13 protein-coding genes, 2 rRNA genes and 3 pseudogenes are annotated in these 26,451 nt (G+C 38.9%); 17 read left to right on the top strand and 1 reads right to left on the bottom strand.

All coding sequences use genetic code 11. The annotated features are described in order from the left end of the window. Positions 1-253: 253 nt before the first annotated feature. Positions 254-373 (top strand): annotated as a pseudogene (locus RCG21_RS33515) (hypothetical protein); the annotation flags it as partial. A 247-nt stretch (positions 374-620) separates the two neighbouring features. Here RCG21_RS33515 and RCG21_RS09520 read toward each other — a convergent pair. Further along, a complete protein-coding gene (locus RCG21_RS09520) occupies positions 621-995 on the bottom strand; it encodes a hypothetical protein (RefSeq protein ID WP_133338272.1) in 375 nt (124 codons plus the stop codon). Between the two features lie 528 nt (positions 996-1,523). Here RCG21_RS09520 and RCG21_RS09525 point away from each other — a divergent pair. The 16 genes and pseudogenes from RCG21_RS09525 to RCG21_RS09600 form a co-directional block, all read left to right on the top strand. Continuing rightward, a pseudogene (locus tag RCG21_RS09525) lies at positions 1,524-1,733 on the top strand (FAD-binding protein); the annotation flags it as partial. 952 nt (positions 1,734-2,685) lie between these two features. Beyond that, the gene (locus tag RCG21_RS09530; RefSeq protein ID WP_308913096.1) at positions 2,686-4,179 is read left to right on the top strand and encodes an amidase family protein; all 1,494 of its coding nucleotides are present in this window, start codon (positions 2,686-2,688) and stop codon (positions 4,177-4,179) included. A gap of 436 nt (positions 4,180-4,615) precedes the next feature. Continuing rightward, positions 4,616-5,362: an aspartate/glutamate racemase family protein gene (locus RCG21_RS09535; protein WP_133338266.1), complete on the top strand. Its 747-nt coding sequence runs from the start codon at positions 4,616-4,618 to the stop codon at positions 5,360-5,362. Positions 5,363-5,764: 402 nt separating this feature from the next. Beyond that, positions 5,765-6,430: a GntR family transcriptional regulator gene (locus tag RCG21_RS09540; protein WP_133338264.1), complete on the top strand. Its 666-nt coding sequence runs from the start codon at positions 5,765-5,767 to the stop codon at positions 6,428-6,430. A gap of 384 nt (positions 6,431-6,814) precedes the next feature. Then, positions 6,815-8,221 (top strand): NCS1 family transporter, encoded by a 1,407-nt coding sequence (locus RCG21_RS09545; RefSeq protein WP_133338262.1) that lies wholly within the window; start codon positions 6,815-6,817, stop codon positions 8,219-8,221. 77 nt (positions 8,222-8,298) lie between these two features. Further along, positions 8,299-9,680, top strand: a pseudogene (gene allB / locus RCG21_RS09550) (allantoinase AllB). 497 nt (positions 9,681-10,177) lie between these two features. Further along, positions 10,178-10,912, top strand: a complete 735-nt coding sequence (locus RCG21_RS09555; protein ID WP_235824910.1) for a M20/M25/M40 family metallo-hydrolase — start codon at positions 10,178-10,180, stop codon at positions 10,910-10,912. A gap of 12 nt (positions 10,913-10,924) precedes the next feature. Further along, positions 10,925-11,251 carry a M20/M25/M40 family metallo-hydrolase gene (locus tag RCG21_RS09560; protein ID WP_235824909.1) on the top strand — a complete coding sequence of 109 codons (327 nt, stop codon included), beginning with the start codon at positions 10,925-10,927 and terminating at the stop codon, positions 11,249-11,251. Between the two features lie 601 nt (positions 11,252-11,852). Continuing rightward, on the top strand, positions 11,853-12,545 hold the full coding sequence (locus RCG21_RS09565) for a GntR family transcriptional regulator (protein WP_133338258.1): 693 nt from the start codon (positions 11,853-11,855) through the stop codon (positions 12,543-12,545). 321 nt (positions 12,546-12,866) lie between these two features. Then, positions 12,867-14,213, top strand: a complete 1,347-nt coding sequence (locus RCG21_RS09570) for an MFS transporter (RefSeq protein WP_133338256.1) — start codon at positions 12,867-12,869, stop codon at positions 14,211-14,213. Between the two features lie 28 nt (positions 14,214-14,241). Next, positions 14,242-14,982 carry a maleate cis-trans isomerase family protein gene (locus RCG21_RS09575; RefSeq protein ID WP_133338254.1) on the top strand — a complete coding sequence of 247 codons (741 nt, stop codon included), beginning with the start codon at positions 14,242-14,244 and terminating at the stop codon, positions 14,980-14,982. Positions 14,983-15,260: 278 nt separating this feature from the next. Next, the gene (locus RCG21_RS09580) at positions 15,261-16,202 is read left to right on the top strand and encodes a fumarylacetoacetate hydrolase family protein (RefSeq protein ID WP_133338252.1); all 942 of its coding nucleotides are present in this window, start codon (positions 15,261-15,263) and stop codon (positions 16,200-16,202) included. Between the two features lie 449 nt (positions 16,203-16,651). Beyond that, on the top strand, positions 16,652-17,896 hold the full coding sequence (gene ystJ, locus RCG21_RS09585; protein ID WP_133338250.1) for an NADP-dependent malic enzyme: 1,245 nt from the start codon (positions 16,652-16,654) through the stop codon (positions 17,894-17,896). Between the two features lie 820 nt (positions 17,897-18,716). After that, positions 18,717-20,897: a malate synthase G gene (locus tag RCG21_RS09590; RefSeq protein ID WP_308913097.1), complete on the top strand. Its 2,181-nt coding sequence runs from the start codon at positions 18,717-18,719 to the stop codon at positions 20,895-20,897. 731 nt (positions 20,898-21,628) lie between these two features. Next, positions 21,629-23,178: ribosomal RNA gene (locus RCG21_RS09595) — 16S ribosomal RNA — on the top strand. 298 nt (positions 23,179-23,476) lie between these two features. Beyond that, a 23S ribosomal RNA gene (locus tag RCG21_RS09600) occupies positions 23,477-26,412 on the top strand. Together the 16S and 23S rRNA genes form the textbook arrangement of a ribosomal RNA operon. Positions 26,413-26,451: the final 39 nt, after the last annotated feature.

Raw genomic sequence — 26,451 nt, forward strand, 5'->3', positions numbered from 1 at the left:
CCATCGCTTTATAACTTAATAGTAAGTAAGTGCTGAGGAGGAAAATAAAAACTCTCTTAGCACTTTTTTATTTAATTTTCATCTCCATTTGAATCCTTAAGTGAGAAACATTCCATTATGATCGAAATGTTCCATCATATGTGTTATATGATCCCTGGATACCATGAGAATCAAAAAGGGTACCGGGAATTGGAAATGCCTAGTTAAAAGTTTGTGAAGAAGTAAAAGAGGGGTCTAGCGTAAAGAGCTTAAGGTATATGAAATTGCCAATATGGATGAAGCTAGACGGTATAAGAAGCAAGTGAGAGAAGATTTAGACCGCAGCATAGGCCTTTTAAATAAGGCAGTAAAGTTCAAAACTTATAATTTATAATTATTGCCCTTGTGGGAAAAATCACCACTAAAAACAGTAGTAATAAGTAAATCATTATGTATCCACCCTTGTCTCCATCTAATGCTGGATTATAAGAAGGGTGACCATTGTGGAATTTGTAGTGATATTTACTGTGGACTATGTCTTAACTTATTACGTTCAGTAAGATCCGTAGGTATCAAAACAGGCAGTTTTTAAATAAAGGATGACGGCCTTAATACACAAGTGCATTCTTCGTTAGAATTATTTATGAATTATACGGATTAGATGGAATAATAGGAATAGGGCAGAGAGAGGTTACGATATTGTACTGGGGTTTTAGATGAATTTGCATATATACTCCGGCAGTCGCAAGGTCACCTATTATCCCGCTGAAGGTGTTTGGGATGTTATCTGGTGGGTTCGTTGGACCAAAAGTAACCGGACCCTCGGTCATCTCAATCAGTGCGTTCCAACGCGTTATGATTGGAAGCATTTGATCGTTAGGAAGGAACCGATTTAGCTGCGCACGATGCGGTTTTGTCATCGAAACGACGATTGATGTTTGCATAAGTCCTTCAACGCTGTAGGTAAGCGTGCCCGTAGTTGGGTTCCATGCGATGAGTGAAGTATTAAGATTCATATTTATCCCTCCTTTAAAAATAAGATGTAATTTATCATATGCTTGTCCTCAAAATCAGTTCGGATACTTTTTTCAGCATATATGAGATTTTTATATAACCCGCAGGAAACAGTAGGTTATTATGGCGACCACTTGGTATCAGATACTCACCAATATCAAGATTATGGAGCAAAGCACTTAGAAGGTGTTGGTTATACTCTGTCTTGAGTTACCATGAAATTTATACTTGGGAAAAAAGGCAAGAATAAATAGAGGAAGCTCAGTCATTTAAAAATTGCGAGGGACAGCTTATCATGGCCCTATAGGCAAAACTGCTAAAACATATTCCTCTTCAGTGCCATTGAACACATCTAATATAAGAGAGTACTCCCTATTTGTAGATCACGAAAATCAGTTTGATTAAATTAATAAACACTATGAACATTATTATTAACTCCTTATATTTCCCCATATAGCAGCCTATGTCTTTTTTAAAAATTCCCCATAGTATATTACATATCTCAAAACTATTGTGAAAGGGGTTATGTATTGAAAAAGACGGAGCTATCTGGACGAATCGTGACACCTGATGATCCTGAATATAGACAGGCAAGAATTAATAATAATTTAAGCATCCCAATATTCCCAAGGGTTATTGTATTTTGTCAGAATGTTCAAGATGTCTTAAATGCAGTGAGATGGGTGAGGGAGAATAATATACCGTTTCGAGTGAGGAGCGGCCGGCATAGCTATGAAAATTAATTAAAAAGAGTAGTAGTACAAAAAGAGATTCATAAATTTTGAATTTCTTTTTATTTATGGATGAATTGGGAGGTAGTTATTGAAGCTTTTAATAATGATGTGAACGAGTTACCTTCCGTTGTAAAGAGACAGAAAAGTGGGAAGGGAAGGTTACGATCTGAAGAAGTATTTCGAGTCAATAATAGACATGTTTTTTACAATTGATGAAGGATTGAGAGTCATATTTCTTAAACATGGCTTTTATTACATGCAACCCAGATTTATAAAAAATAAGAGCCTAGAAATCGTAATCGATTCAGGTCTTCCAAGCAATTACATTAAGGCTTATTTGTCGATATCACTCACCGAAGTTTGATATATACGAGTTATAATTGGATATAAAAAATTTTAAGAAAATTTTAAAAATTAATATTGAATTTACAAAAACGTGATGGTATTCTTTATTTATAAGTTTTAGAAACGTTGTTTTGTAATAAGCAACAACAGGTCGATAAGTATGACTAAAAGTGTTAATAACACTAAATAAACTGTCGACAGACGACATTAAGGAGTGGAGTTTGAGTGCTCATATATTGAATTTTTTCTGAAAGCGGCTAACGATTTATTTAGGGGGTGTTCTCCAGAAAATAAGGTTACTACTATTAGTAAATCTTTGATAAGAAAGGGGAGTTAGAAAGGGAAATACACATAAACTATATTGTCTGGAGATACATACCTACACAGGAAGTATGACTCAATAATAATTTGCGGAAAAATATTGTTTTTAAAAGGGGACTAAAATGCGATTTGTATCTTTTGAAACAAGACCACATGCCAAATATAGCTACGGAATAAGATAAGTCTCTGCATTCTGGGGATTAAGACTAAAAAATTGTATACGTTTTATTACTTACTTAATTTTATATTTTACTAGAAAGGAAAAGCTTTTTTTGCTCTTAGGGAGGAAAACATGAGTACCATTCAAAAGACATTTAAGGTATTGGAAAAGACAATTGAAGAATTACAGGAAGCTTTGACGACGGGAGAAATTACATCCGTTGAGTTAGTACAAATTTATCTAGATCGTATTAATGCTTATGATAAATCTGGACCAAATTTAAAAAGCATAATTAGCATTAACGAAAGTGGACTCACGGAAGCCGCACGTCTTGATAAAGAAAGAATTGAAGGAAATTTACGGGGACCCCTACATGGTATACCCATTATATTAAAGGATAACTTTGATACAGTTGATATGCCAACAACAGGTGGAGCCACGATACTTAAAGATTTCATTCCAACAAAGGATGCATTTGTGGTAAATAAACTACGAGAAGCAGGAGCAATAATAATTGCGAAATCAAATCTTGGTGAACTAGCAATGTTACCTCAGAACTATAGTTCATTAGGAGGGCAGACGCTAAATCCATACGATTTAACAAGGACTCCAGGAAGTTCAAGCGGCGGGACAGGGGCTTCCATTGCGAGTAATTTTGCAGCTGCTGGAATGGGAACTGATGGCGTAAATTCTATTCGTTCTCCTGGTTCCGCAAATAGTCTTGTGGGGTTTAGACCTACAAAGGGACTTTTAAGCCGTGAGGGAATTATGCCTGCAACAATTACTCAGGAAACAGTTGGCCCGATAACCAGAACAGTACAGGATGCTGCTGTATTGTTGGACGTATTGGCCGGGTATAATCCCTATGATTCAACTACAGCCTGGAATGTTAGTCATATACCCAAAACCTATACTGAATTTCTACAAAAAGATGGGTTAAAAGGGAAAAGGTTAGGTGTCCTAAAGACTTTATTTGGTAGTGATTCAGAGCATCAGGAAGTAAATAATATTATGGAAAAGGCAATTGAGGATTTAAAAAATAACGGTGCTGAGATTGTTTATTTGGATATTCCAGAACTTGATACCAATCGTGTTCTAGAAAAAGATGTTACTGTTTTTGAATTTAAAACTCTATTTAATTCTTATTTGGAAGGTCATGCCACTAATGCTTCAATAAAATCATTAAAGGAACTTATCGATTCGAAAACTTATGACAATAGAATTGAAAACTTCTTATTGGATACACAGGCATTAGAAAATCCATTGGAAGAAACAGAGTATAAGAAACGCTTGCTTTATGGTTTGGAGCTAAAGAATATCGTAATCAAATCTATGGCAGACAACAATCTTCATGCTATTGTATATCCCCATCAAAAACAGCTTGTTGCGAAAGTTGGGGAGCCGCAGACGGGGAGAAATGGGATTATAGGAGCCATATCAGGTTTTCCAGCTATAACGGTTCCAGCAGGGTTTTCAAGTCCTGAAATATCAGCTCCTATTGGGGTTCCAGTTGGAATTGAATTTCTAGGACGTCCCTGGAGTGAACCTATTCTATTTGAAATAGCTTATTCATATGAACAAGCTACTCACCATAGACAGCCCCCAATTGTAACACCAGAATTATAGAGCATGGCGGTTCCGAAAGAGTCATTTAAATTATAAGTTGATTTAGAATTGAATTTAATTAAGAAATCATATAAACCCGGCACATGAACAATAGGCTGGGGGTGTTTGACCTTTTTGTTAAAATGAATGACATGGTAACAGCAATGGTATAACGTTTAATATGTAGGTGTTGCTGTGGTTTTATCAACTCCTATAGAAATATTGCTGGTGTTATTAACCATTTTACATTGGGCTTATCGCTAAATTCACCGGCTCTTTTACTGTAGGTCTAATGATTTTTTTCCTTCACAAGGTATTTTTAACTATTGCAGCTGCAATGATTAACTGCGTAAAGAAGGTTAGAGCTTAATCTTAAAGTTATGATTTAAACAAGAACTTTCAGATTGAAGTAAATTATTCTCATATTTTTTTACAAAAGAAAAAGGAGATCAAACTTGTGCGAATCTTAGTTATTAATCCGAATATTTCAGAGAGTGTTACAGAACTTATAGCAAATGAGTCTCGACGTGTTGCATCCCCAGGAACAGAATTAACGTTTGCTACAGCTTCTTTTGGGGTTGCTTATATTGAAACGAGAATGGAAGCCCTAATTGGCGGATACGCAGCGGCATGCATTGCGGCTGAACGCCACGGTGAATATGATGGGGTAATTATTGATGCTTTTGGAGATCCCGGACTTTTGGGTATCAAAGAAATGCTTGACGTTCCTGTAGTAGGAATGACAGAAGCCGCTCTGGCCTCGGCATGTCTCCTGGGAAAACGCTTTTCGATTATTGCAATTTCATCACGTATCAAGGCATGGTATTTAGAGACTGTTCATAGTGGCCATTTAACAACACGTCTAGCTAGCATCAGATCATTAGATGATCCTTTGCGTGATATTGGTTCTGTACAGGAAGATCATTCCAAGCGGTTAAAAGAGCTTGCAAAAGAGGCGGTTGAGAAGGATGGCGCTGACGTTATTATTCTGGCTGGAGCTCCTCTTGCAGGGTTAGCTCGCACCCTTGAAGGTCAATTATCTGTGCCAGTAGTTGATGGTGTGTCTAGTGCTGTACGTCATTGTGAGTCACTAATAGCTCTTAATCCCGGAAGAGCAGTAGCGGGCAGTTTCGCTAAACCACCAATAAAGCCTAATAAGGGTTTACCTCCAGCTCTAGCGGCCATTCTTGATCGTACTTGCTAATTTATTAATATTTTTTAGGGAGGGAATCCTTAAGTTCAATCTTATTGACAATGATACAGTCTAAATAAATCTACGTTCTTTTTTATAAACTATACTTAAATGTCTTTTTTGCTATAATTGTTTAAATCAAAAAAAGGTAGATTCCCTAGTATATATGAGAAATCTACCTTTGAATAAAAAAAGATGAAAGGCATTAAATTATCATAATATAATTTTTGAGTTTTCAGAAAACACTTGCAAATAAAAACAATTTAGAGTATTCTATTTATAGAAATTGTATACAATCTAGTATTCTAAAAGAGATACAATAAATACCATTTTATTGGAACTTTTTTATTTCTCAATCTGGAATTCTTTGAGGATGCTTATCATATTGAATTTTAGAAGAAAGGAAAATGTGAAATGAATTCCAAGGAATTAGAGATTTATAAAAAGATTAAGCAAGCTATTCTCCATCGAAAACTCTTTCCAAATATGCAATTAGTTGAAAAGGAAATAGCTGATTCTTTTGGAGTTAGCCGAACTCCAGTCCGTAATGTGCTTCGTAGATTGTCCTATGAGAGGTTGGTAAAAATTATTGAGAATAAAGGTGCGTTCGTTACTTGTTCCTCAATAGAAGAATCAAAAGAAGTATTTGAAATGAGAAGAATTCTTGAGGCAGAGGCAGTTCGAAAATCATGTAGATTATACAACCAGGAACAGATTCAAGAACTTGAAAATATGGTTCATGAAGAATTAAGAGAAATTGGACAAGGAAACTACATTGAAGCATTGCAAATGTCTGGAGATTTCCATTTGAAAATAGCTGAAATGGCTGGTAATTCTTATTTTTATCAGTATCTTGAAGATTTAATTTCGTTAACGTATGTTATTGTTTCCATTTATGGAAGGGGAGATGAGAGGAATGGTACATGTTCTCACCATCTTGAAATCTTCCATGCAATAAAAGAAAGAGATGAAGATTTAGCTGAGAAATTGACTGTCGATCATTTGAAAGAAATAGAATCGAATCTTCACTTTAATGAAAACCTTCAGATCTCCACTTCTCTTTTGGAACTTCTTTCCTAAAAATATAAAATTTTTCGAATAATTGAAAACGCTTACCCATCGTGGAGTATGCATATGAAAATACGGATATAGTAAATGGTAGATGTTCATTCTTCTCCTATTTAATAAGAGCATGTACTTTAGTTGGAGAGGATTTTACATAAAAAAGTATATAGGTGGTGATAGAACAAAATAAGAAAGTAATTAGAGTTTGTTTATTTTTTTACACCATAGTAGAAACGTAGTTGCCTGATAAACAACAATATATTTCACCAGAAAAAATTATTAGTAGTAAAATTTTTTAAGATTGAATTAATGTCTATTGGTAAACATCTAAGACCTAACTTGGAGAGCATTGTATTTTAAAATACCGTATTACAATGAATTAAGGGAGTTGGGTATATAATGTCAACAAATTTAAAAAAAGAAGATGTTTATGAAGAGCCACAGATCCAATTTGCTGCTAATATCGATGAATCATTAAGGCCAAAAAGTGCAAAGGATAGGACGGTAAGTCCGCAAAACTATGTTTTTATGTGGATGGGTGACGGTGTTAATTTAGGCAATATGACGCTTGGAGCGAGTTTGTTCATAGCTGGTGTCGCAACGCTAAACATCTTTCAGACATTTGTCGCTGCTTTCATATCGATTGCTATAACTTCTACAATTTTTGCTTTAAATGACAGGCTAGGATACAAAACGGGAATTCCATATGTTGTCCATCTGAGAATGTCCTTCGGGGAGAAAGGTGCCATCATATCATCCCTTTTGCGGGGAATCCCCGCCATCATTTGGTACGGTTTTCAAAGTTGGATCGGAGGTACTGCTTTAAATGAAATTGCGAAGATTGCTACAAGTGGAACCTTTGATAATGTTGCCATTTGCTTTGTTGTAATTCAATTAATACAAATTGTACTTTCGATGTACGGTTTTCATGCCATTAAATGGGTGGAAACATTAGTATCGGTAGTAATTATCGGAGCACTTCTTTATGTATTTGTTATTCTACTAAAAGACCATAGCACTGTCATTGCAGAAAAATGGGTTCGTACAAAGGGTACGTGGGGATTACCGTTCTTTGGGTTCATCATGGTGTTTATGGGAAATTATGCAGCAATTTTTTTAAGTGCTGCAGATTACTCACGAGAACTCAAAGCTGGTATTAGTGACTCAAAACGAGGATTATTGTACTTTTCGCCAATTTTAGTTGTGTATAGCGTTACACTTGCCATCGGAGCAATGCTTGCTTCAGTTACTGGCATCACTAATCCTGTAAAGGCATTTGCCATCGTAGTAGATAATTCTTATATTACATTTTTTGTTTCCGTATTTATTGTACTGGGTACGATTGCTGTAAATATGGTTGCCAATATTATTCCACCGACCTATGTAATTACATTACTTACAAAAGCTAAATTTAAAGTTTCTGTTACAATTACTGGACTTCTTGCTTTAGGCTCATTCCCTTGGCTGCTTGTTCAAGATTCTAATGCAGAAGGTCTTAATTTATTCATTCTCACTTATTCAGCATTTTTAGGACCGATCGTTTCCATTTTATTAGTAGAATACTATATTCTTAGAAAGCAAAAAATCAATATAGAAGAATTGTACCAGGAAAACGGAACATTTTCAGGTCTTAATCCTGCCGCAGTACTTGCAATGTGTATTGGTGCAACAGGAGCCTTTTTAGTTGTAAAGCTTGCATGGATTATTGGTCTTATCACTTCAGGTATTGCTTATTATCTCCTTACGAAGTACGCATTTAAGGATTCAAAGTTCAAAAGAGGCACAATATTCGAAAAAAATAGTTGACTCAATTAAAACTTTATTTTAAAGATAAATAAATGAATATTTTTCTGAATATTCATAAAACTGGAGGATCAAAAGGTATGAAGTATGATTTGCTCATAAAAAATGGAAATGTTGTGTTAAAGAATTTTGTGGAACAAGTAGATATTGGGATTAAAAATGGAAAAATTGCTGAAATATCTAAAAATATAACCGATCCTTCAAAAGAAGTTGTTGATGCTTCCAATCAGTATGTTATGCCAGGGATGATCGATACTCATGTTCATATTTGTGAACCTGGAAGATCGGAATGGGAAGGCTTTGAAACAGGGACAAAGGCTTTGGCTGCGGGTGGAACGACCGCTTTTGTCGATATGCCTTTAAATGCTCTTCCAGCTACCACAGATAAAGAGGCATTAAGAAAAAAATTAAAATCTGCGGAAAATAAAGCCTATGTCGATTATGCACTATATGGGGGACTAGTACCAGGAAACATCGATGATTTAAAAGATCTCTCAGATGAAGGTGTAGTCGCTTATAAATGTTTTATGGCAACATGCGGTACTGATGAGATTGGCGATTTCAAAAACGCCGATGACTACACTCTTTATCATGGAATGAAGAAATTGGCAGAATTAGGGCATGTCTTATCCATACATGCTGAAAATGCCGAATTTACTGATAATTACGCACTTAATAAAATAAAGCAGGGAAAGGTAGCTATTAGGGATTATGTGGAATCCAGACCGGTTATCGCAGAAGTTGATGCCGTAAGGCGAGCTTTATTTTTAGCAAAAGAAACAGGATGTAAATTGCATTTTGTTCATATCAGCAGTAAACGAGCGGTGGAGGAAATTCAAAAGGCACGTGAAGAGGGCCAAGATGTCACATTAGAGTCATGTCCACATTATTTTACAATTGATTTAGAAGCTTTTGAAAAAATTGGTCCTGTTGCAAAGTGTGCTCCTCCATTACGTGAAAAAGCTGAACAGGATCAATTATGGGAAGCTCTTTTGGAAGGGAAAATTGATATGCTGACTTCTGATCACTCCCCATGCACGCCTGAAATGAAGCAAAGCGATACAAACAGTATTTTTGATATCTGGGGGGAATCAGCGGCTGCCAAAATAATGTTGATTTAATGTTTGATGAAGCGGTTAAAAAACGCGGGTTATCTATTAATCGTTTTGCCAAGATGATTGCAACCACCCCTTCAGAGAGATTAAATTTACCTCAAAAAGGTAGTATCGAATTAGGTAAAGATGCAGACATCATCTTCATCGACCCGAATCAGTACTATACAGTACAAAAGGAAGACTTATATTATCGTCATCAGCACAGCCCTTATATTGGCCGGACAATAAATAGTCGTGTAACGAAAACTTTTGTTAGAGGGCAGCTAGTATTTGATCTTGAAGAAGGAATAGTTGGTAAACCAATAGGAAAGTATATTTCTGCAAAAAGTAGTTTGGTAGAAATTTAAATTTTCATTGAAATGATCAAAACCGTCCAATAACAAGGAGTTACCCATTTGGTTCTCTCTTTGTTATTGGATGGGGTTAGGCTAAGGAAGATGTTGTTGGACCTCAATGGAAAACTCAACGTTCAGAGAATATATCAAAGAATTGATGAGTTAGGAAGGATTTCTGATTTTTGTCCGTTGTAAGGGGTGGAATTAGCCATAATCTAAAGGAATCCATTTATTTACGAGATACAAAAATAGGTACGATGGTTTTATTGGAATCTTTTATTCAGTTAACTAGCAAAAAACAAGATTAAAGAGAGTATAAGCTGACAACCGAAACATTAAGTACAGAAAAACAACAAATTATTAATTTTATTGAGGACCAACAAGAAAATTTAAGTGGTTTTTTAAAAGAGCTTGTATCGATTCCGTCTGATAACCCTCCAGGTAACTGTCAAAAAATTGCTGAACATATTTTTAAGCGACTTGGAGAATATGAATTTGAAAATGTTTCATTGAATGAAGTAGAAGAAGAAAGAGTTAAAGCAGTTGGAAGGATTAAGGTTTCCAATGTTATTGGGTTTCAAACCTTTGGAAATACCCAAGGTCCAGAAATTACTTTGAATTCGCATGGAGATGTTGTACCTCCTGGGCTTGGATGGACACAAAATCCTTATGGAGGCAATATTGTTGATGGAAAACTTTATGGCGGTGCAGCTGTATCAAAATCTGATATCGCCTCTTTTACATTCGCTACATTAGCATTAAGACAATTGAAAGAAACATTAAACGGAAAAATTTCATTGGCTTTCACATTTGATGAAGAAACGGGTGGAGACATCGGACCAAAATGGCTGCTCGAGAAAGGGCTTATAAACCCTGATATGGCGATTTGTCCTGGATTTACATATTCCCTTGCCAATGCTCATAATGGTTGCCTTCATTTAGAAGTAAAATTGAAAGGAAAGTCTGCCCATGCTGCGGAGCCGCAATATGGACATGATGCCTTGGAGGCAATGACAGGTGTTTTAAGTGCATTATACGAATACAGAAAAGGCTTCTCGGAGATAAAATCTAATATTCCTAATGTTGGTTCTCCTAATCTAGTAGTTGGATTGATTTCAGGTGGTATTAATACGAACGTTGTTCCAGATACAGCCACCATTCGAATTGATAGAAGATTAATTCCTGAAGAAAATCCAAAGTTTGCAGAAGCAGAAATTCGTAATGTCATTGTAGAAGCACTTTAAAATTATCCAGGGGTGGAAGCAGAAGTTAATCGAATTATATTGGCACACAGCATGGGCCCTGTTCCAGTTCATTCTCCTTTGGTACAATCTTTCGCAGCAAATTGGTCAAAAATTATGGGTGGAGAAGAGCTTCCTATAGTTGGATCTCCTTTATATACTGATGCTCGTCACTTTTATGAAGCTGATATTCCTGTCGTTTTATTTGGTGCTGGTCCTAGAACATTATTGGAGGCAAATGGACACCGTGCAGACGAACACGTAAAAGTAGATGATCTAATAAAAGCAACAAAAATTGTTGCTCTCACATTATATGATCTTTTGCAGGGACAAAATAATTAATATAAATTTCGATATTTCCCTGGACGTTTAATTCCAGATGATGAATTAATAATTCCTAAAAAAGGTCGAATTAATTTCTGACCTCAAAAGTATCCAAAAAACAAGGATTCGGAATTGAAAGAGAAGAAAAATGAACCGGAAATCACTAGTATAGCGGTTTCCGATCTTTAATTATCTTAGTGATGTTACTGGTGTGGAAAGTATATCACCATTTCCTTGAGGAAGAATAAGAGAAAATTGATTGGTTAAAGGAAAATCTTATGGATGCCGGGAAGAATGTCTCTGAGTGTCTGGGATATAAAAGTAACTGAAATATAATTTGGGAGAATAATTATGAAGACTTAATGAATGTGTTATGTCTTTTTTATCGTTAAGATGTATCTTATTAATTTTTGACGGAATATTGATTTAAAAAATAGTAATTATGAGAAAATTTAAAATAAATATTGAAAATGTCTATTAAAGATGTTATTTTTAGTATAGAAAACGAATAGGAAACTATGTTTTGTAATAAGCAACAAATAATGAGGATAGTTGTGTTATTTTTATTACTATTAAAACCGGATCAAAGTGTCTATAAACGACAAGATAGGAGAACACTATGAATTCTTTCTCTATAGAAAAACCAGTGAGATATTATGATCAGGTCTATAATTCGATTAAAGAAAAAATTGTTAAAGGAGTTATAAAGCCTGGTGATAGCATTTTTGAATCTAGAATAGCAAAAGAATTAAATATTAGCCGCAGTCCGGTAAGGGAAGCGGTCCGAGCATTGGAAAAAGAAGGATTATTGGTTATTGATGAAAAATCAAGAATAACAGTTTATAAACCAACATTAAAGGATATTTTCGATATATATGAATGCCGTATTGCACTTGAATCATTAGCGACGAGATTGACAACAAGGTACGCTACAAACCAGGAAATAAAAGATATTGAAAATACCGTTCTAAATGTAAAACAGAACCTTAATCCTGAAGGTGAACAAAATAGGGACGTGCTAATTGAGGAAAATGGCCGTTTTCATGATCTGATTACAAAATATAGTCAAAATAGAAGGTTACAGAAACAACTTAGGGAGCTAAAATCACTAAGTCAATATTATCGAGTATTAAATTTTCAGGGTGAAAATAGAGAGTGGATTGTTTTTAACGAACATCAAGAAATTCTTGATCAAATTAAACGAAGAAATGAAGAAAATGCTTCGTTACAAATGAAAAAACATCTAGAAACTGATTTGCAACATTTAAAGGAAATTTTTAATAACCAGCTAAAACCTGGCAAAACGGAATAGGACCTGTTTTTCTATGTTGTTTACATAATGATAAATATAGAGGGGGGATAAATAAAGTGTCGACAGACGACAATAAAATGCTGCTTGATATGGAGAAATCTGATTTGATCTACCAAAGTAACAGGAACTGCAGATAATTTTGTAAGCGATACCATTGTAAGGGTGTTTACATTGTTCAATTAAACGTTAGTTGCTAAATGAAAACATCTTGTAAAGTCCCCAGGTGTGTTTCCCAGTTATTGAAGGGGGTGATTCCTAAACATTATCTAATTTTTGGAGTAAAACACACCGAACATCTTTATCTTAAAAAGGGGGATTTTTATGGCAAGAGGTAACGTAAATCTAAATGTGCAAGAATCGCTTATTGATTTAGCGGCAAAACCAACTAATATCCGTTGGCGAGTATTTTTTATGCTGCTTATGCTCGTGACAATTAACTATGTTGACCGAGCAGTATTGTCTATTGCAATGCCTGCAATCCAAAAGGATTTAAATTTAGATCCTGCTATCGTAGGACTTATTCTTAGTTCTTTCTTTTGGGGATATGCCTTAATGCAAATTCCATCAGGTTGGATTGCCGACAAATACCGCCCAGAAAAAGTAGTGTATGGTGCTGCACTTGGATGGGGGATTGTCCAAGCATTAACAGGTTTTATATCAGGTGCAAAAACACTTTTGTTTCTTCGAGTTTTGCTTGGAATAACAGAGGCACCTGTTATGCCGGGATGTTCGAAATTACAGTCGATTTGGCTTAGTTCAAAGGAAAGGGGCCGCGGAGCCACGATCATTGATAGCGGTGCACCATTAGGTACAGCAATTGGTGGACCTATTATTGTTGGATTTATGGCATGGTTTGGCGGCTGGCGCGGCGCTTTAATTGGGGCTGGTATCCTTACCATTGTTGTCGCATTTTTGGTATGGAGAGTTATTAAAGGCGGACCAGAAGGAAATTCAAAAGTCAACGAGGCAGAACGTGAATATATTCGTAAAGCTCTCGAAGAGGAGTACGAAGAGCATAAGCGTAATGCTACTGGAATTAAAATCGGTGCAAAGGATTATCTGACAGCTCGTAATTTCTGGTGTATGTGTCTTGGATGGTTTTCATTTAACACTGTATTCTATGGATTAATGACATGGGGTCCATCATATCTTGCTGCAACACAAAATCTGGACATTAAGTCGATTGGCGGCTCCATTCTAATTATTTTCGGTTCAGGATTTATCGGTGAACTCATTGGTGGGTGGATTACAGACAAGTGGCGCGAAAAAGGCGGTAATTATAACACGGTGATGAGAACGATGTTATCCATAGCCGGAATCATGACTGCACTATCCATCTTTTTGTTAAGTAAGTCAACTTCTGTAACTATGGCGATAACAACACTGTCATTTGCGTTATTCTTCCTTCGTTGGGGCGGCTTGTATTGGAGTGTTCCTGCTGCAATTTCACAACGTGAACATATTGGTACAGTGGGTGGATGTATGAACTTCGCTGGGAATATTGCAGGTGTTATAACTCCAATTTATATTGGTCTTATTGTATCGACAACAGGATCTTATTTCTTGGCATTAATGGTGTTTGTCTTCGCTGGTCTTCTTTTGGCGACGGTTTCAAGTTTAATAAATTACAATAAAAAAATTGGCAGTTCAAGTAGCAGTGTAAAATAAAACATTAAATTTAATAGGAGGAATTATCATGAAAGAACCTAAAAAAATTGGAATGCTTACTCCTTCTTCTAACACAACCTTAGAGCCAATTTGTTCCAGAATGCTTTATAATGTTCCAGAAGTAACTTGCCACTATGGACGCTTTGAGGTTACTAAAATTTCACTTGAACAAGACGCTTTAAGTCAATTTAATTTTGAGCCAATGCTCCAGGCTGCAGAATTGTTAGCACATGCTGAAGTAGATGTGATTGCATGGAACGGGACCTCTGGTGGATGGCTTGGTTTTGAAGCAGACCGTGAACTTTGTGAAGCTATTACCAAAAGAACAGGTATTCCAGCAACTACTTCCATGTTGTCTCAAGTAAGAGCGTTTAAAGAGCACAATATTAAATCGGTTCACCTTGTAACTCCATACATTCCTGAAATTAATAAACTAATTGCAGAACAATATAAAAAGCATTGTAATGTTGATACGATTAATATTTCAGGACTTGCTCAAACACACAATCGTTCTTTCGCTCTCGTATCACAAGAAAGAATTGAAGAGCAAATTAAATCGGTATCTGTTTTGCCTGCAGATGCAATAAGTGTAGTATGTACGAACTTTCCTGCAGTAAATAAAGTAGAATACTATGAAAAAACATATAAATTACCAATGTATGACACTATTAATGTACTAATGTGGGAATGTTTAAAAATGGTAGATATAGATCCTAATATACTTAAAGAATGGGGAAAAGTATTTTCAAAGGTAACAGTAAATAACTAAGTCAAAAACAGAGCATTCAACCTGTGGGGGGTTGTACTGCTCACGACATTTTTATTCTTGACATATAAAAATACAGGTATCTGCATGGTTGATTACGTAATCTTTACCGACTCCATACATTTTACGGGACAGAAGGTTTGCTGTCCCAACCCTTTACGTATGCAATTTTCAATGTGCAGATACCATTTATTATAACATACATGTATGTATTTTTTAACCTGTATACATAACGGCTATCTCGAGTCAATTTTCGTTAATTTATTTAGGAGGATTCGAAGATGATTACTGTTACTTTTTATAAAAATAATCGGCTAGTTTTAGGAGTTAAAACAAATAGGGGAGTATTAGATATTGAAGCTGCATATGCCAAGTTTCCCTATATAAATAATATACCTAAAACAGTATTTGAATTAGTTACTCTAGGAGAAAGTGCAAAACTGGGACTTCAAAGGCTGATCGAGCATTCACTAATGGAGGATGACTTATTTTATAAGGAAGATTCACTTAACTACGGACCATGTGTACCTAAGCCCCAGAAAATAATCTGCATCGGATTAAATTACAAAAAGCATGCAATTGAGTGTAATATGCCTTTCCCTTTAGCTCCAATTTTATTTAGTAAATTTAATAACGCGATAAATGCACATGGAAAAGATATTTTCATTCCAATTACATCTTCACAAGTTGATTATGAAGCAGAATTAGCTATTGTTATCGGCCAAAAGGCAAAAAATGTAAAGGTGGAAAATGCACTTTCTATCGTTTATGGTTATTGCGCTGCGAATGATGTATCCGCCCGTGATTTACAAAATAAATCTTCACAGTGGATGCTAGGGAAAACAAGTGATGGATTTTGTCCAATTGGTCCCAATTTGGTTAGCAAAGAGGAAGTCGAAAATCCCAATAACTTAAAGATTACCTTATCCCTTAATGGAGAATTACGACAAGATTCAAATACTTCAGATATGATTTTTAGTTGTGAAGAACTAGTAAGTTATGTTTCCAAGCATTTAACACTTCAACCAGGTGACATCATTTTAACCGGAACGCCGGAAGGGGTAATTTTGGGATATTCTAAGGACAAAAGGGTTTGGTTAAAAGATGGCGATGCAGTAACAGTTGAAATTGAAAAGCTCGGTAAATTAACAAATATATTCAGATGGGAACAAACCGATGAATCAGTTAGAAGTGATATTTATGAAGTGAGTGGAACGATTTGAGGAAGATTAGAATTATGAATTGAATAAATTTTCTAAAAATATATTGAAAGTGATTAGATAGAATGGTAAGATTTCCGTAAACAAAACAATTATGGAACTTTGTTTCACAATAGGCAACTTAATGGAGGTATCGAAGTGAAAATGTATGGTTTTGGATCTATAAAATGAGTTTCAGAATTTCTTCATTGTAAAAAGTAATCTGTAAATCGTTGCTTTTTTTTAAGAAATTATAGAAACGCAGTTCCTTAATAAGCAACGAAAAGAAAGGAAAGGTGGTGTTAGCACCAGATAGAGGGGGAATTTAATTAGGTTTATCAAAAGAAATTCGCGGCACATTGTAAACCATGCAGGAAGCGGACATCTATGAGGTTCATTTTCTGCCCCAGGCGAATTGGAGATAGTAGCAACAACAAATAGTGCAACCATTAAGAAATGGAAAGAGGGATTGTATGTCAACGTTACGTGAAGAAGCATTAAAGATACACAAAAAGTATCAAGGAAAACTGGGGGTTCATTCAAAAATTCCTGTGCAAGATGCAAATGATTTAAGTCTTGCCTACTCTCCAGGTGTAGCGGAGCCTTGCCTGGACATTCATGAGGATGAAAGCAAAGTCTATGATTACACCATGAAAGGGAATCTCGTTGCTGTTATCTCGGACGGAACTGCCGTACTTGGTCTTGGTAATATAGGCCCGAAAGCTGCTATGCCTGTTATGGAAGGAAAAGCATTATTATTCAAATCATTTGCAGGCGTAGATGCATTCCCGATTTGCCTGGATACAACGGATCCGGATAAAATCGTGGAGGTCGTCAAATTATTGGAACCGACTTTTGGTGGAGTTAATTTAGAAGATATCGCGGCACCGCAATGCTTTGAAATTGAAGATCGCTTACGAAAGGTGTGTGATATTCCTATTTTCCATGATGACCAGCATGGGACGGCCATCGTAACGGCTGCAGGGTTAATCAACGCTCTTAAATTGGCTGACAAAAAAATCGAGGATATTCGTGTCGTGACCAACGGCGCTGGAGCAGCCGGTGTAGCGATTGTGAAGCTCTTACTTCATATAGGGGTAAATGATGTTATTTTATGTGACACAAAAGGGATCCTTTATGAAGGACGTCCTTTCGGGATGAATCCGTTCAAAGAGGAAATGGCTCGAATCACCAATAAAGGACAAAGGCAAGGGACACTGGCAGATGCACTTGAGGGAGCTGATGTATTTATTGGTGTGTCAGCCGCTGGTGCTGTAACGAAAGAAATGATTCGTACCATGAACCATCATCCGATTATTTTTGCTATGGCCAATCCGGTTCCGGAAATCATGCCGGAAGATGCAAAAGAAGCCGGAGTGCTAGTTATTGGAACAGGCCGTTCTGATTTTCCGAATCAGGTCAACAACGTATTGGCGTTCCCAGGAATTTTCCGTGGTGCATTAGATGTTTACGCAAGAGAAATCAATGAAGAAATGAAGATGGCAGCTGTTTATGCCATTGCGGGATTGATCTCAGATAAGGAGCTGAATGTGGATTATGTTATTCCAGATCCATTCGACCGAAGAGTTGCAGCACATGTAGCAGCAGCTGTTGCCAGCGCAGCGATGGAAACTGGTGTTTCACAAAAACATGTTAATGTAGAAGAAATCAAAAAGAATCTTTTATTAGTAGAAGAAAAACAGCCAATTTTTTTATAAAGAAAGCCTATTCACTGATATAGTTGTCTAGGAAAACAAACTACACGCAAAGTTATGAGCAGACATACAGTATTTTTTTTGAAAACTTGGACATACGGACACAACAATATAAACACAGATTGGCGTTAGTATGTCCAAGGATAATTTATTTTAATTAATCTGTGCTAATTTTATTATTAGATTTTGATGGATGATATAACTGTAGTTGTTCCAGTAATATTTCACGTTAGTAACGTTGAAGTTAATTAATTGTTACCCCTTTTGGTTTACTCTCCCCGGTTAGTTCCTCGTTCAAGCTCTTCAAATACTCAAAAAGTAGTGAAATACACTCCTGTTTAATAAGTCGTTTTCTATTTAACCTTAAAACCGCCTCTCATTTATTTCTGTGAAGGATTATTGTTTTTAAAAACTAGGATTCTTTTATCTTAGTATGAACTAGACAGAAGGAAGAATATATTTTTACCATTTCAAGATGTGTTTTTTGGAACTGAACGGCCCAAAATCTACGTTAATTAGACAAGAAAGATTAGTGCCGTAAGTAATGAACAAATTAAGCAGATGTAATATTTATCCCCAATTTCATTCAATAAAGTTTGGTTACACTTTGTCTGAGATTTACATAAAAATCAATAATAAATGAAGTAATAAAGAATTTATTTTAAAATTTATAATTTTGAAATAAATATTTTGAAAAATATTGAAATAAAATAGATTATCATGCTATGCTATTTTAAACAAATAATGAAACGTTGTGGCGTAATAACAAACGACGAAGTGAAAACACAAATTGTATTTCAATTAATTTGGGGGGAATCGTATCATGGTAAATTATATTAAAAAAGGAAAACTTCAAGTAGCTCAAGAACTCTATGAATTTATTAATTCAGAAGCCCTTCCAGGTAGTGGATTGGATACAAATCAGTTTTGGTCTGGTTTTGAAGGGTTAATCCATGACTTAACACCTCTTAACAAGAAGTTATTAATTACACGTGAAGTTATTCAAAGCAAACTAAATACATGGTATCGCGAAAACAAAGGAAGCTTTGACCTCGATACATATAAGTCGTTTTTGGGGGAAATTGGTTATCTCGAACCGGAAGTAGAAGATTTTGAGATTGTTACAGCTGGAGTGGATGATGAAATCACTCTACAGGCAGGCCCGCAATTAGTTGTACCGGTAAATAATGCGCGTTATGCGATTAATGCAGCCAATGCTCGTTGGGGTAGCCTTTATGATGCTTTATACGGTACAGATGCAATCAGTGAGGAGGATGGAGCCCAACGTCAAGGCGGTTATAACCCTGTCCGCGGCAAAAAAGTAATCGAATTTGCTAGAAATTTTCTAGACCAAGCGGCGCCCTTAAAAGATTTCTCTCACAAGGAAGTAGTTCGCTACGGGTTGGCAGATGGAAAACTTACCGTTTCTTTAAGCAATGGTAACAAGACTGGTCTAAAGAATGAAGCAAAATTTGTCGGCTACCAGGGTGATCAGGAAAACCCTTCTGCTATCTTGCTGAAAAATAACGGACTTCATTTTGAAATTCAAATCGACCGAAATCATCCGATCGGCAAAACGGATAATGCTGGTATTAAAGATGTCCTCTTAGAAGCAGCTGTTACAACGATTATCGATTGCGAGGACTCTGTCGCTGCGGTAGATGCCGAGGACAAGGTGTTAGTCTATCGAAACTGGTTGGGCCTAATGAAAGGAAACTTATCATCAACTTTCAAAAAAGGCGATAAAGTCATGACACGGATGCTCAACCCGGATCGTAGGTACGTATCGGCCAAGGGAAAAGAAATTACGTTAAAAGGCCGTTCCCTACTATTTGTCCGTAATGTAGGACATTTGATGACAAATAGTGCAATCCTCGATCAAAACGGGGATGAGATACAAGAAGGGATAATGGATGCTGTCATCACGAGCCTTGTCGCGAAACATACGCTGCTTGGAAATGGCCAATACCAAAACACGGAAAAGGGATCTATCTATATTGTAAAGCCGAAAATGCATGGGTCAGAAGAGGTCGCTTTTGCTAATCAGCTTTTTAGCAGGGTTGAAGATTTACTTGGACTTGAACGAAACACTCTTAAAATAGGTGTAATGGATGAAGAACGAAGAACGACATTGAATTTGAAAGCATGTATTAAACAAGTTAAAGACCGGGTAGTATTTATAAATACCGGGTTCCTCGACCGAACAGGAGATGAAATTCATACCTCTATGGAAGCTGGCCCAATGATTCGGAAGAATGATATGAAATCATCCAAATGGCTGCAGGGGTATGAACAATCAAATGTAATTGCAGGACTCTCATGCGGCTTAATCGACCGTGCCCAGATTGGAAAAGGAATGTGGGCAATGCCAGATTTAATGTCTGATATGCTTAAGCAAAAGATTGGTCAATTAAAAACCGGAGCAAATACCGCTTGGGTACCATCTCCAACAGCTGCAACGTTGCATGCTTTACACTACCATGAAGTAGATGTAAAAGCAGTGCAGAATGAAAAACTAAATCAGTCAGCAGACTTACTTGAAGATATTTTAGAAATTCCAGTTGTTAAAAACCTTAACTGGACTACTGAGGAAATTCAGGAAGAACTAAATAATAATTGCCAAACTCTTCTTGGCTATGTTGTCCGCTGGGTTGACCAAGGAGTTGGCTGTTCAAAAGTATTGGATATCAATAATGTGGGATTAATGGAAGATCGTGCAACATTAAGAATTTCTAGTCAGCATTTGACTAACTGGCTTCACCATGGTATTTGTACAAAAGAGCAGGTCCTTGATACATTGCAGCGCATGGCAAAAGTAGTAGACCAGCAAAATCTAGGAGATTCTTATTATCGATCAATTGCTCCCAATTTTGACGACTCTGTGGCTTTCCAGGCTGCTTGCGACCTGATTTTCGAAGGTTATGACCAGCCAAATGGCTATACTGAACCAATTCTTCATCGAAGACGTATTGAAGCAAAAGCAAAGTTTGCAGTAGATCAATAATTATTCATATGGATATGATAAGAGGCATTCTAGTGATTAGAATGCCTTGTTTTATACCGTCTAGGTGCAGCCACTAATGTCTTTGAGGGAGCTTTAACAATAATGGAGTTACTCTTAAGAATATGAACCTCAGTTGAAACAATGAAATTTACAAGGTTACACATTGGTCTTCAACTATGCTTTAAAACTTGAATATATATTTCATTGCCGGAGATTACTGTTTTTTTCTTTAAATAAATCCATTTTGACCAATCAAAATGGATTCTTATTATTTTAAAAAAATACTGGTAAGTGGGGTATTTTAAATCAAATCAACTTTATTTAAATGCTACATCTGACATTTTCTGAATTAAATCTGGTACCTTCTTTAATGTTCTTCTCAAAAAATTCTGTTGCAAGTTTACACCCACGGTGTTATATTATTAAAGTCGCTCCCAGAAAGAGTGGATAAGCAAACAAGATCAGAAAAAACTTCCTCTTGTTTTAGTAGATACAACGTGATAAAATATAAAAGTTGCTCTTGAAAAGAGTGCAAAAATCAATCGAAATTGGAAATAATTGATGATTGATAGAATTTAAGAAGTTTGATAAAATATTATTCCTGTCACTTTTTATAAGTGCTATTGTTCTTTGAAAACTAAACAAACAAAAACGTCAACAAACAATAATAATCGTGTTTCTTCTATTATATAGAGGACATGAGCCAACGTAACAAATGAGCTAAATCAACTTTCTTGGAGAGTTTGATCCTGGCTCAGGACGAACGCTGGCGGCGTGCCTAATACATGCAAGTCGAGCGAATCAATAGGAGCTTGCTCCTGTTGATTAGCGGCGGACGGGTGAGTAACACGTGGGCAACCTGCCTGTAAGACTGGGGTAACTTCGGGAAACCGGAGCTAATACCGGATAATCCTTTTCCTCTCATGAGGAAAAGCTGAAAGTCGGTTTCGGCTGACACTTACAGATGGGCCCGCGGCGCATTAGCTAGTTGGTGAGGTAACGGCTCACCAAGGCGACGATGCGTAGCCGACCTGAGAGGGTGATCGGCCACACTGGGACTGAGACACGGCCCAGACTCCTACGGGAGGCAGCAGTAGGGAATCTTCCGCAATGGACGAAAGTCTGACGGAGCAACGCCGCGTGAGCGATGAAGGCCTTCGGGTCGTAAAGTTCTGTTGTTAGGGAAGAACAAGTATCGGAGTAACTGCCGGTACCTTGACGGTACCTAACCAGAAAGCCACGGCTAACTACGTGCCAGCAGCCGCGGTAATACGTAGGTGGCAAGCGTTGTCCGGAATTATTGGGCGTAAAGCGCGCGCAGGCGGTCCTTTAAGTCTGATGTGAAAGCCCACGGCTCAACCGTGGAGGGTCATTGGAAACTGGGGGACTTGAGTGCAGAAGAGGAAAGCGGAATTCCACGTGTAGCGGTGAAATGCGTAGAGATGTGGAGGAACACCAGTGGCGAAGGCGGCTTTCTGGTCTGTAACTGACGCTGAGGCGCGAAAGCGTGGGGAGCAAACAGGATTAGATACCCTGGTAGTCCACGCCGTAAACGATGAGTGCTAAGTGTTAGAGGGTTTCCGCCCTTTAGTGCTGCAGCTAACGCATTAAGCACTCCGCCTGGGGAGTACGGCCGCAAGGCTGAAACTCAAAGGAATTGACGGGGGCCCGCACAAGCGGTGGAGCATGTGGTTTAATTCGAAGCAACGCGAAGAACCTTACCAGGTCTTGACATCCTCTGACACTTCTAGAGATAGGACTTTCCCCTTCGGGGGACAGAGTGACAGGTGGTGCATGGTTGTCGTCAGCTCGTGTCGTGAGATGTTGGGTTAAGTCCCGCAACGAGCGCAACCCTTGATCTTAGTTGCCAGCATTTAGTTGGGCACTCTAAGGTGACTGCCGGTGACAAACCGGAGGAAGGTGGGGATGACGTCAAATCATCATGCCCCTTATGACCTGGGCTACACACGTGCTACAATGGATGGTACAAAGGGCTGCGAAACCGCGAGGTTTAGCCAATCCCATAAAACCATTCTCAGTTCGGATTGTAGGCTGCAACTCGCCTACATGAAGCCGGAATCGCTAGTAATCGCGGATCAGCATGCCGCGGTGAATACGTTCCCGGGCCTTGTACACACCGCCCGTCACACCACGAGAGTTTGTAACACCCGAAGTCGGTGGGGTAACCGTAAGGAGCCAGCCGCCTAAGGTGGGACAGATGATTGGGGTGAAGTCGTAACAAGGTAGCCGTATCGGAAGGTGCGGCTGGATCACCTCCTTTCTAAGGAAATGTAAGTCCTTATGGACTGATAAGATGTTGACCGTTTCTTGTTTGTTTAGTTTTGAGGGAGCAATTTTCTCTCAAAAAACATTGCTCCTGCGCCGCAGTAGTTCGAGGAAGTTATCCCTCAGCTCGTCGCATGGCAGCATGAAGTAACGCTCTGATGTTTAATCATGATGTGATTGAAATCAGTAGCCACGTTCTTTGAAAACTAGATAATCGTAAGAAGAAGTAACCAAGTAAAAACCGAGTAATCGCCATTTTAGTTTTCTCTTTAATTTTAGAGTAAAACCTTTTAGGTTAAGTTAGAAAGGGCGCACGGTGAATGCCTTGGCACTAGGAGCCGATGAAGGACGGGACTAACACCGATATGCTTCGGGGAGCTGTAAGTAAGCTTTGATCCGGAGATTTCCGAATGGGGGAACCCACTGTTCGTAATGGAGCAGTATCTTTATCTGAATACATAGGATAATGAAGGCAGACCCGGGGAACTGAAACATCTAAGTACCCGGAGGAAGAGAAAGCAAACGCGATTCCCTGAGTAGCGGCGAGCGAAACGGGAACAGCCCAAACCGAAAGGCTTGCCTTTCGGGGTTGTAGGACACTCAACATGGAGTTACAAAGGAACGGGGTAGATGAAGCGATCTGGAAAGGTCCGTCATAGAAGGTAAAAACCCTGTAGTCGAAACTTCGTTCCCTCCTGAGTGGATCCTGAGTACGGCCGGACACGTGAAATCCGGTCGGAAGCAGGGAGGACCATCTCCCAAGGCTAAATACTCCCTAGTGACCGATAGTGAACCAGTACCGTGAGGGAAAGGTGAAAAGCACCCCGGAAGGGGAGTGAAATAGTTCCTGAAACCGTGTGCCTACAAGTAGTCAGAGCCCGTTTATGGGTGATGGCGTGCCTTTTGTAGAATGAACCGGCGAGTTACGATTACATGCAAGGTTAAGTTGATGAGACGGAGCCGCAGCGAAAGCGAGTCTAAATAGGGCGAATGAGTATGTGGTCGTAGACCCGAAACCAGGTGATCTACCCATGTCCAGGGTGAAGTCCAGGTAACACTGGATGGAGGCCCGAACCCACGCACGTTGAAAAGTGCGGGGATGAGGTGTGGGTAGCGGAGAAATTCCAATCGAACTTGGAGATAGCTGGTTCTCTCCGAAATAGCTTTAGGGCTAGCCTCACGAAGTAAGAGTCTTGGAGGTAGAGCACTGTTTGGACTAGGGGCCCTCATCGGGTTACCGAATTCAGACAAACTCCGAATGCCAATGACTTATCCGTGGGAGTCAGACTGCGAGTGATAAGATCCGTAGTCAAAAGGGAAACAGCCCAGACCACCAGCTAAGGTCCCAAAGTATACGTTAAGTGGAAAAGGATGTGGAGTTGCTTAGACAACCAGGATGTTGGCTTAGAAGCAGCCACCATTTAAAGAGTGCGTAATAGCTCACTGGTCGAGTGACTCTGCGCCGAAAATGTACCGGGGCTAAACGTATCACCGAAGCTGTGGGTGGACACCATTAGGTGTCCGCGGTAGGAGAGCGTTCTAAGGGCGTTGAAGCTAGACCGTAAGGACTGGTGGAGCGCTTAGAAGTGAGAATGCCGGTATGAGTAGCGAAAGATGAGTGAGAATCTCATCCACCGAATGCCTAAGGTTTCCTGAGGAAGGCTCGTCCGCTCAGGGTTAGTCGGGACCTAAGCCGAGGCCGAAAGGCGTAGGCGATGGACAACAGGTTGATATTCCTGTACCACCTCTTTATCGTTTGAGTGATGGGGGGACGCAGGAGGATAGGGTAAGCGCGCTATTGGATATGCGCGTCCAAGCAGTTAGGCTGAGAAGTAGGAAAATCCGCTTCTCGCGAAGGCTGAGCTGTGACGGCGAGGGAAATTTAGTACCGAAGTTCCTGATTCCACACTGCCAAGAAAAGCCTCTAGCGAGATAAAAGGTGCCCGTACCGCAAACCGACACAGGTAGGCGAGGAGAGAATCCTAAGGTGAGCGAGAGAACTCTCGTTAAGGAACTCGGCAAAATGACCCCGTAACTTCGGGAGAAGGGGTGCTCTTTGAGGTGAATAGCCTCGAAGAGCCGCAGTGAATAGGCCCAGGCGACTGTTTAGCAAAAACACAGGTCTCTGCGAAGCCGCAAGGCGAAGTATAGGGGCTGACGCCTGCCCGGTGCTGGAAGGTTAAGAGGAGGGGTTAGCGCAAGCGAAGCTCTGAATCGAAGCCCCAGTAAACGGCGGCCGTAACTATAACGGTCCTAAGGTAGCGAAATTCCTTGTCGGGTAAGTTCCGACCCGCACGAAAGGCGTAACGATCTGGGCACTGTCTCAACGAGAGACTCGGTGAAATTATAGTACCTGTGAAGATGCAGGTTACCCGCGACAGGACGGAAAGACCCCATGGAGCTTTACTGTAGCCTGATATTGAATTTTGGTACAGCTTGTACAGGATAGGTAGGAGCCGTAGAAGCCGGAGCGCTAGCTTCGGTGGAGGCGTCGGTGGGATACTACCCTGGCTGTATTGAAATTCTAACCCGCACCCCTGATCGGGGTGGGAGACAGTGTCAGGTGGGCAGTTTGACTGGGGCGGTCGCCTCCTAAAGAGTAACGGAGGCGCCCAAAGGTTCCCTCAGAATGGTTGGAAATCATTCGCAGAGTGTAAAGGCATAAGGGAGCTTGACTGCGAGACCTACAAGTCGAGCAGGGACGAAAGTCGGGCTTAGTGATCCGGTGGTTCCGCATGGAAGGGCCATCGCTCAACGGATAAAAGCTACCCTGGGGATAACAGGCTTATCTCCCCCAAGAGTCCACATCGACGGGGAGGTTTGGCACCTCGATGTCGGCTCATCGCATCCTGGGGCTGTAGTCGGTCCCAAGGGTTGGGCTGTTCGCCCATTAAAGCGGTACGCGAGCTGGGTTCAGAACGTCGTGAGACAGTTCGGTCCCTATCCGTCGTGGGCGCAGGAAATTTGAGAGGAGCTGTCCTTAGTACGAGAGGACCGGGATGGACGCACCGCTGGTGTACCAGTTGTCTTGCCAAAGGCATCGCTGGGTAGCTATGTGCGGACGGGATAAGTGCTGAAAGCATCTAAGCATGAAGCCCCCCTCAAGATGAGATTTCCCATAGCGTCAAGCTAGTAAGATCCCTGAAAGATGATCAGGTTGATAGGTCAGAGGTGGAAGCATGGTGACATGTGGAGCTGACTGATACTAATCGATCGAGGACTTAACCAAGTCATATGTATCATATGAAGGTGAACTCGTTTTTACAAA

This window comes from Bacillus salipaludis (genome assembly GCF_030938565.1).
GTDB classification, from domain to species: domain Bacteria; phylum Bacillota; class Bacilli; order Bacillales; family Cytobacillaceae; genus Neobacillus; species Neobacillus salipaludis_A.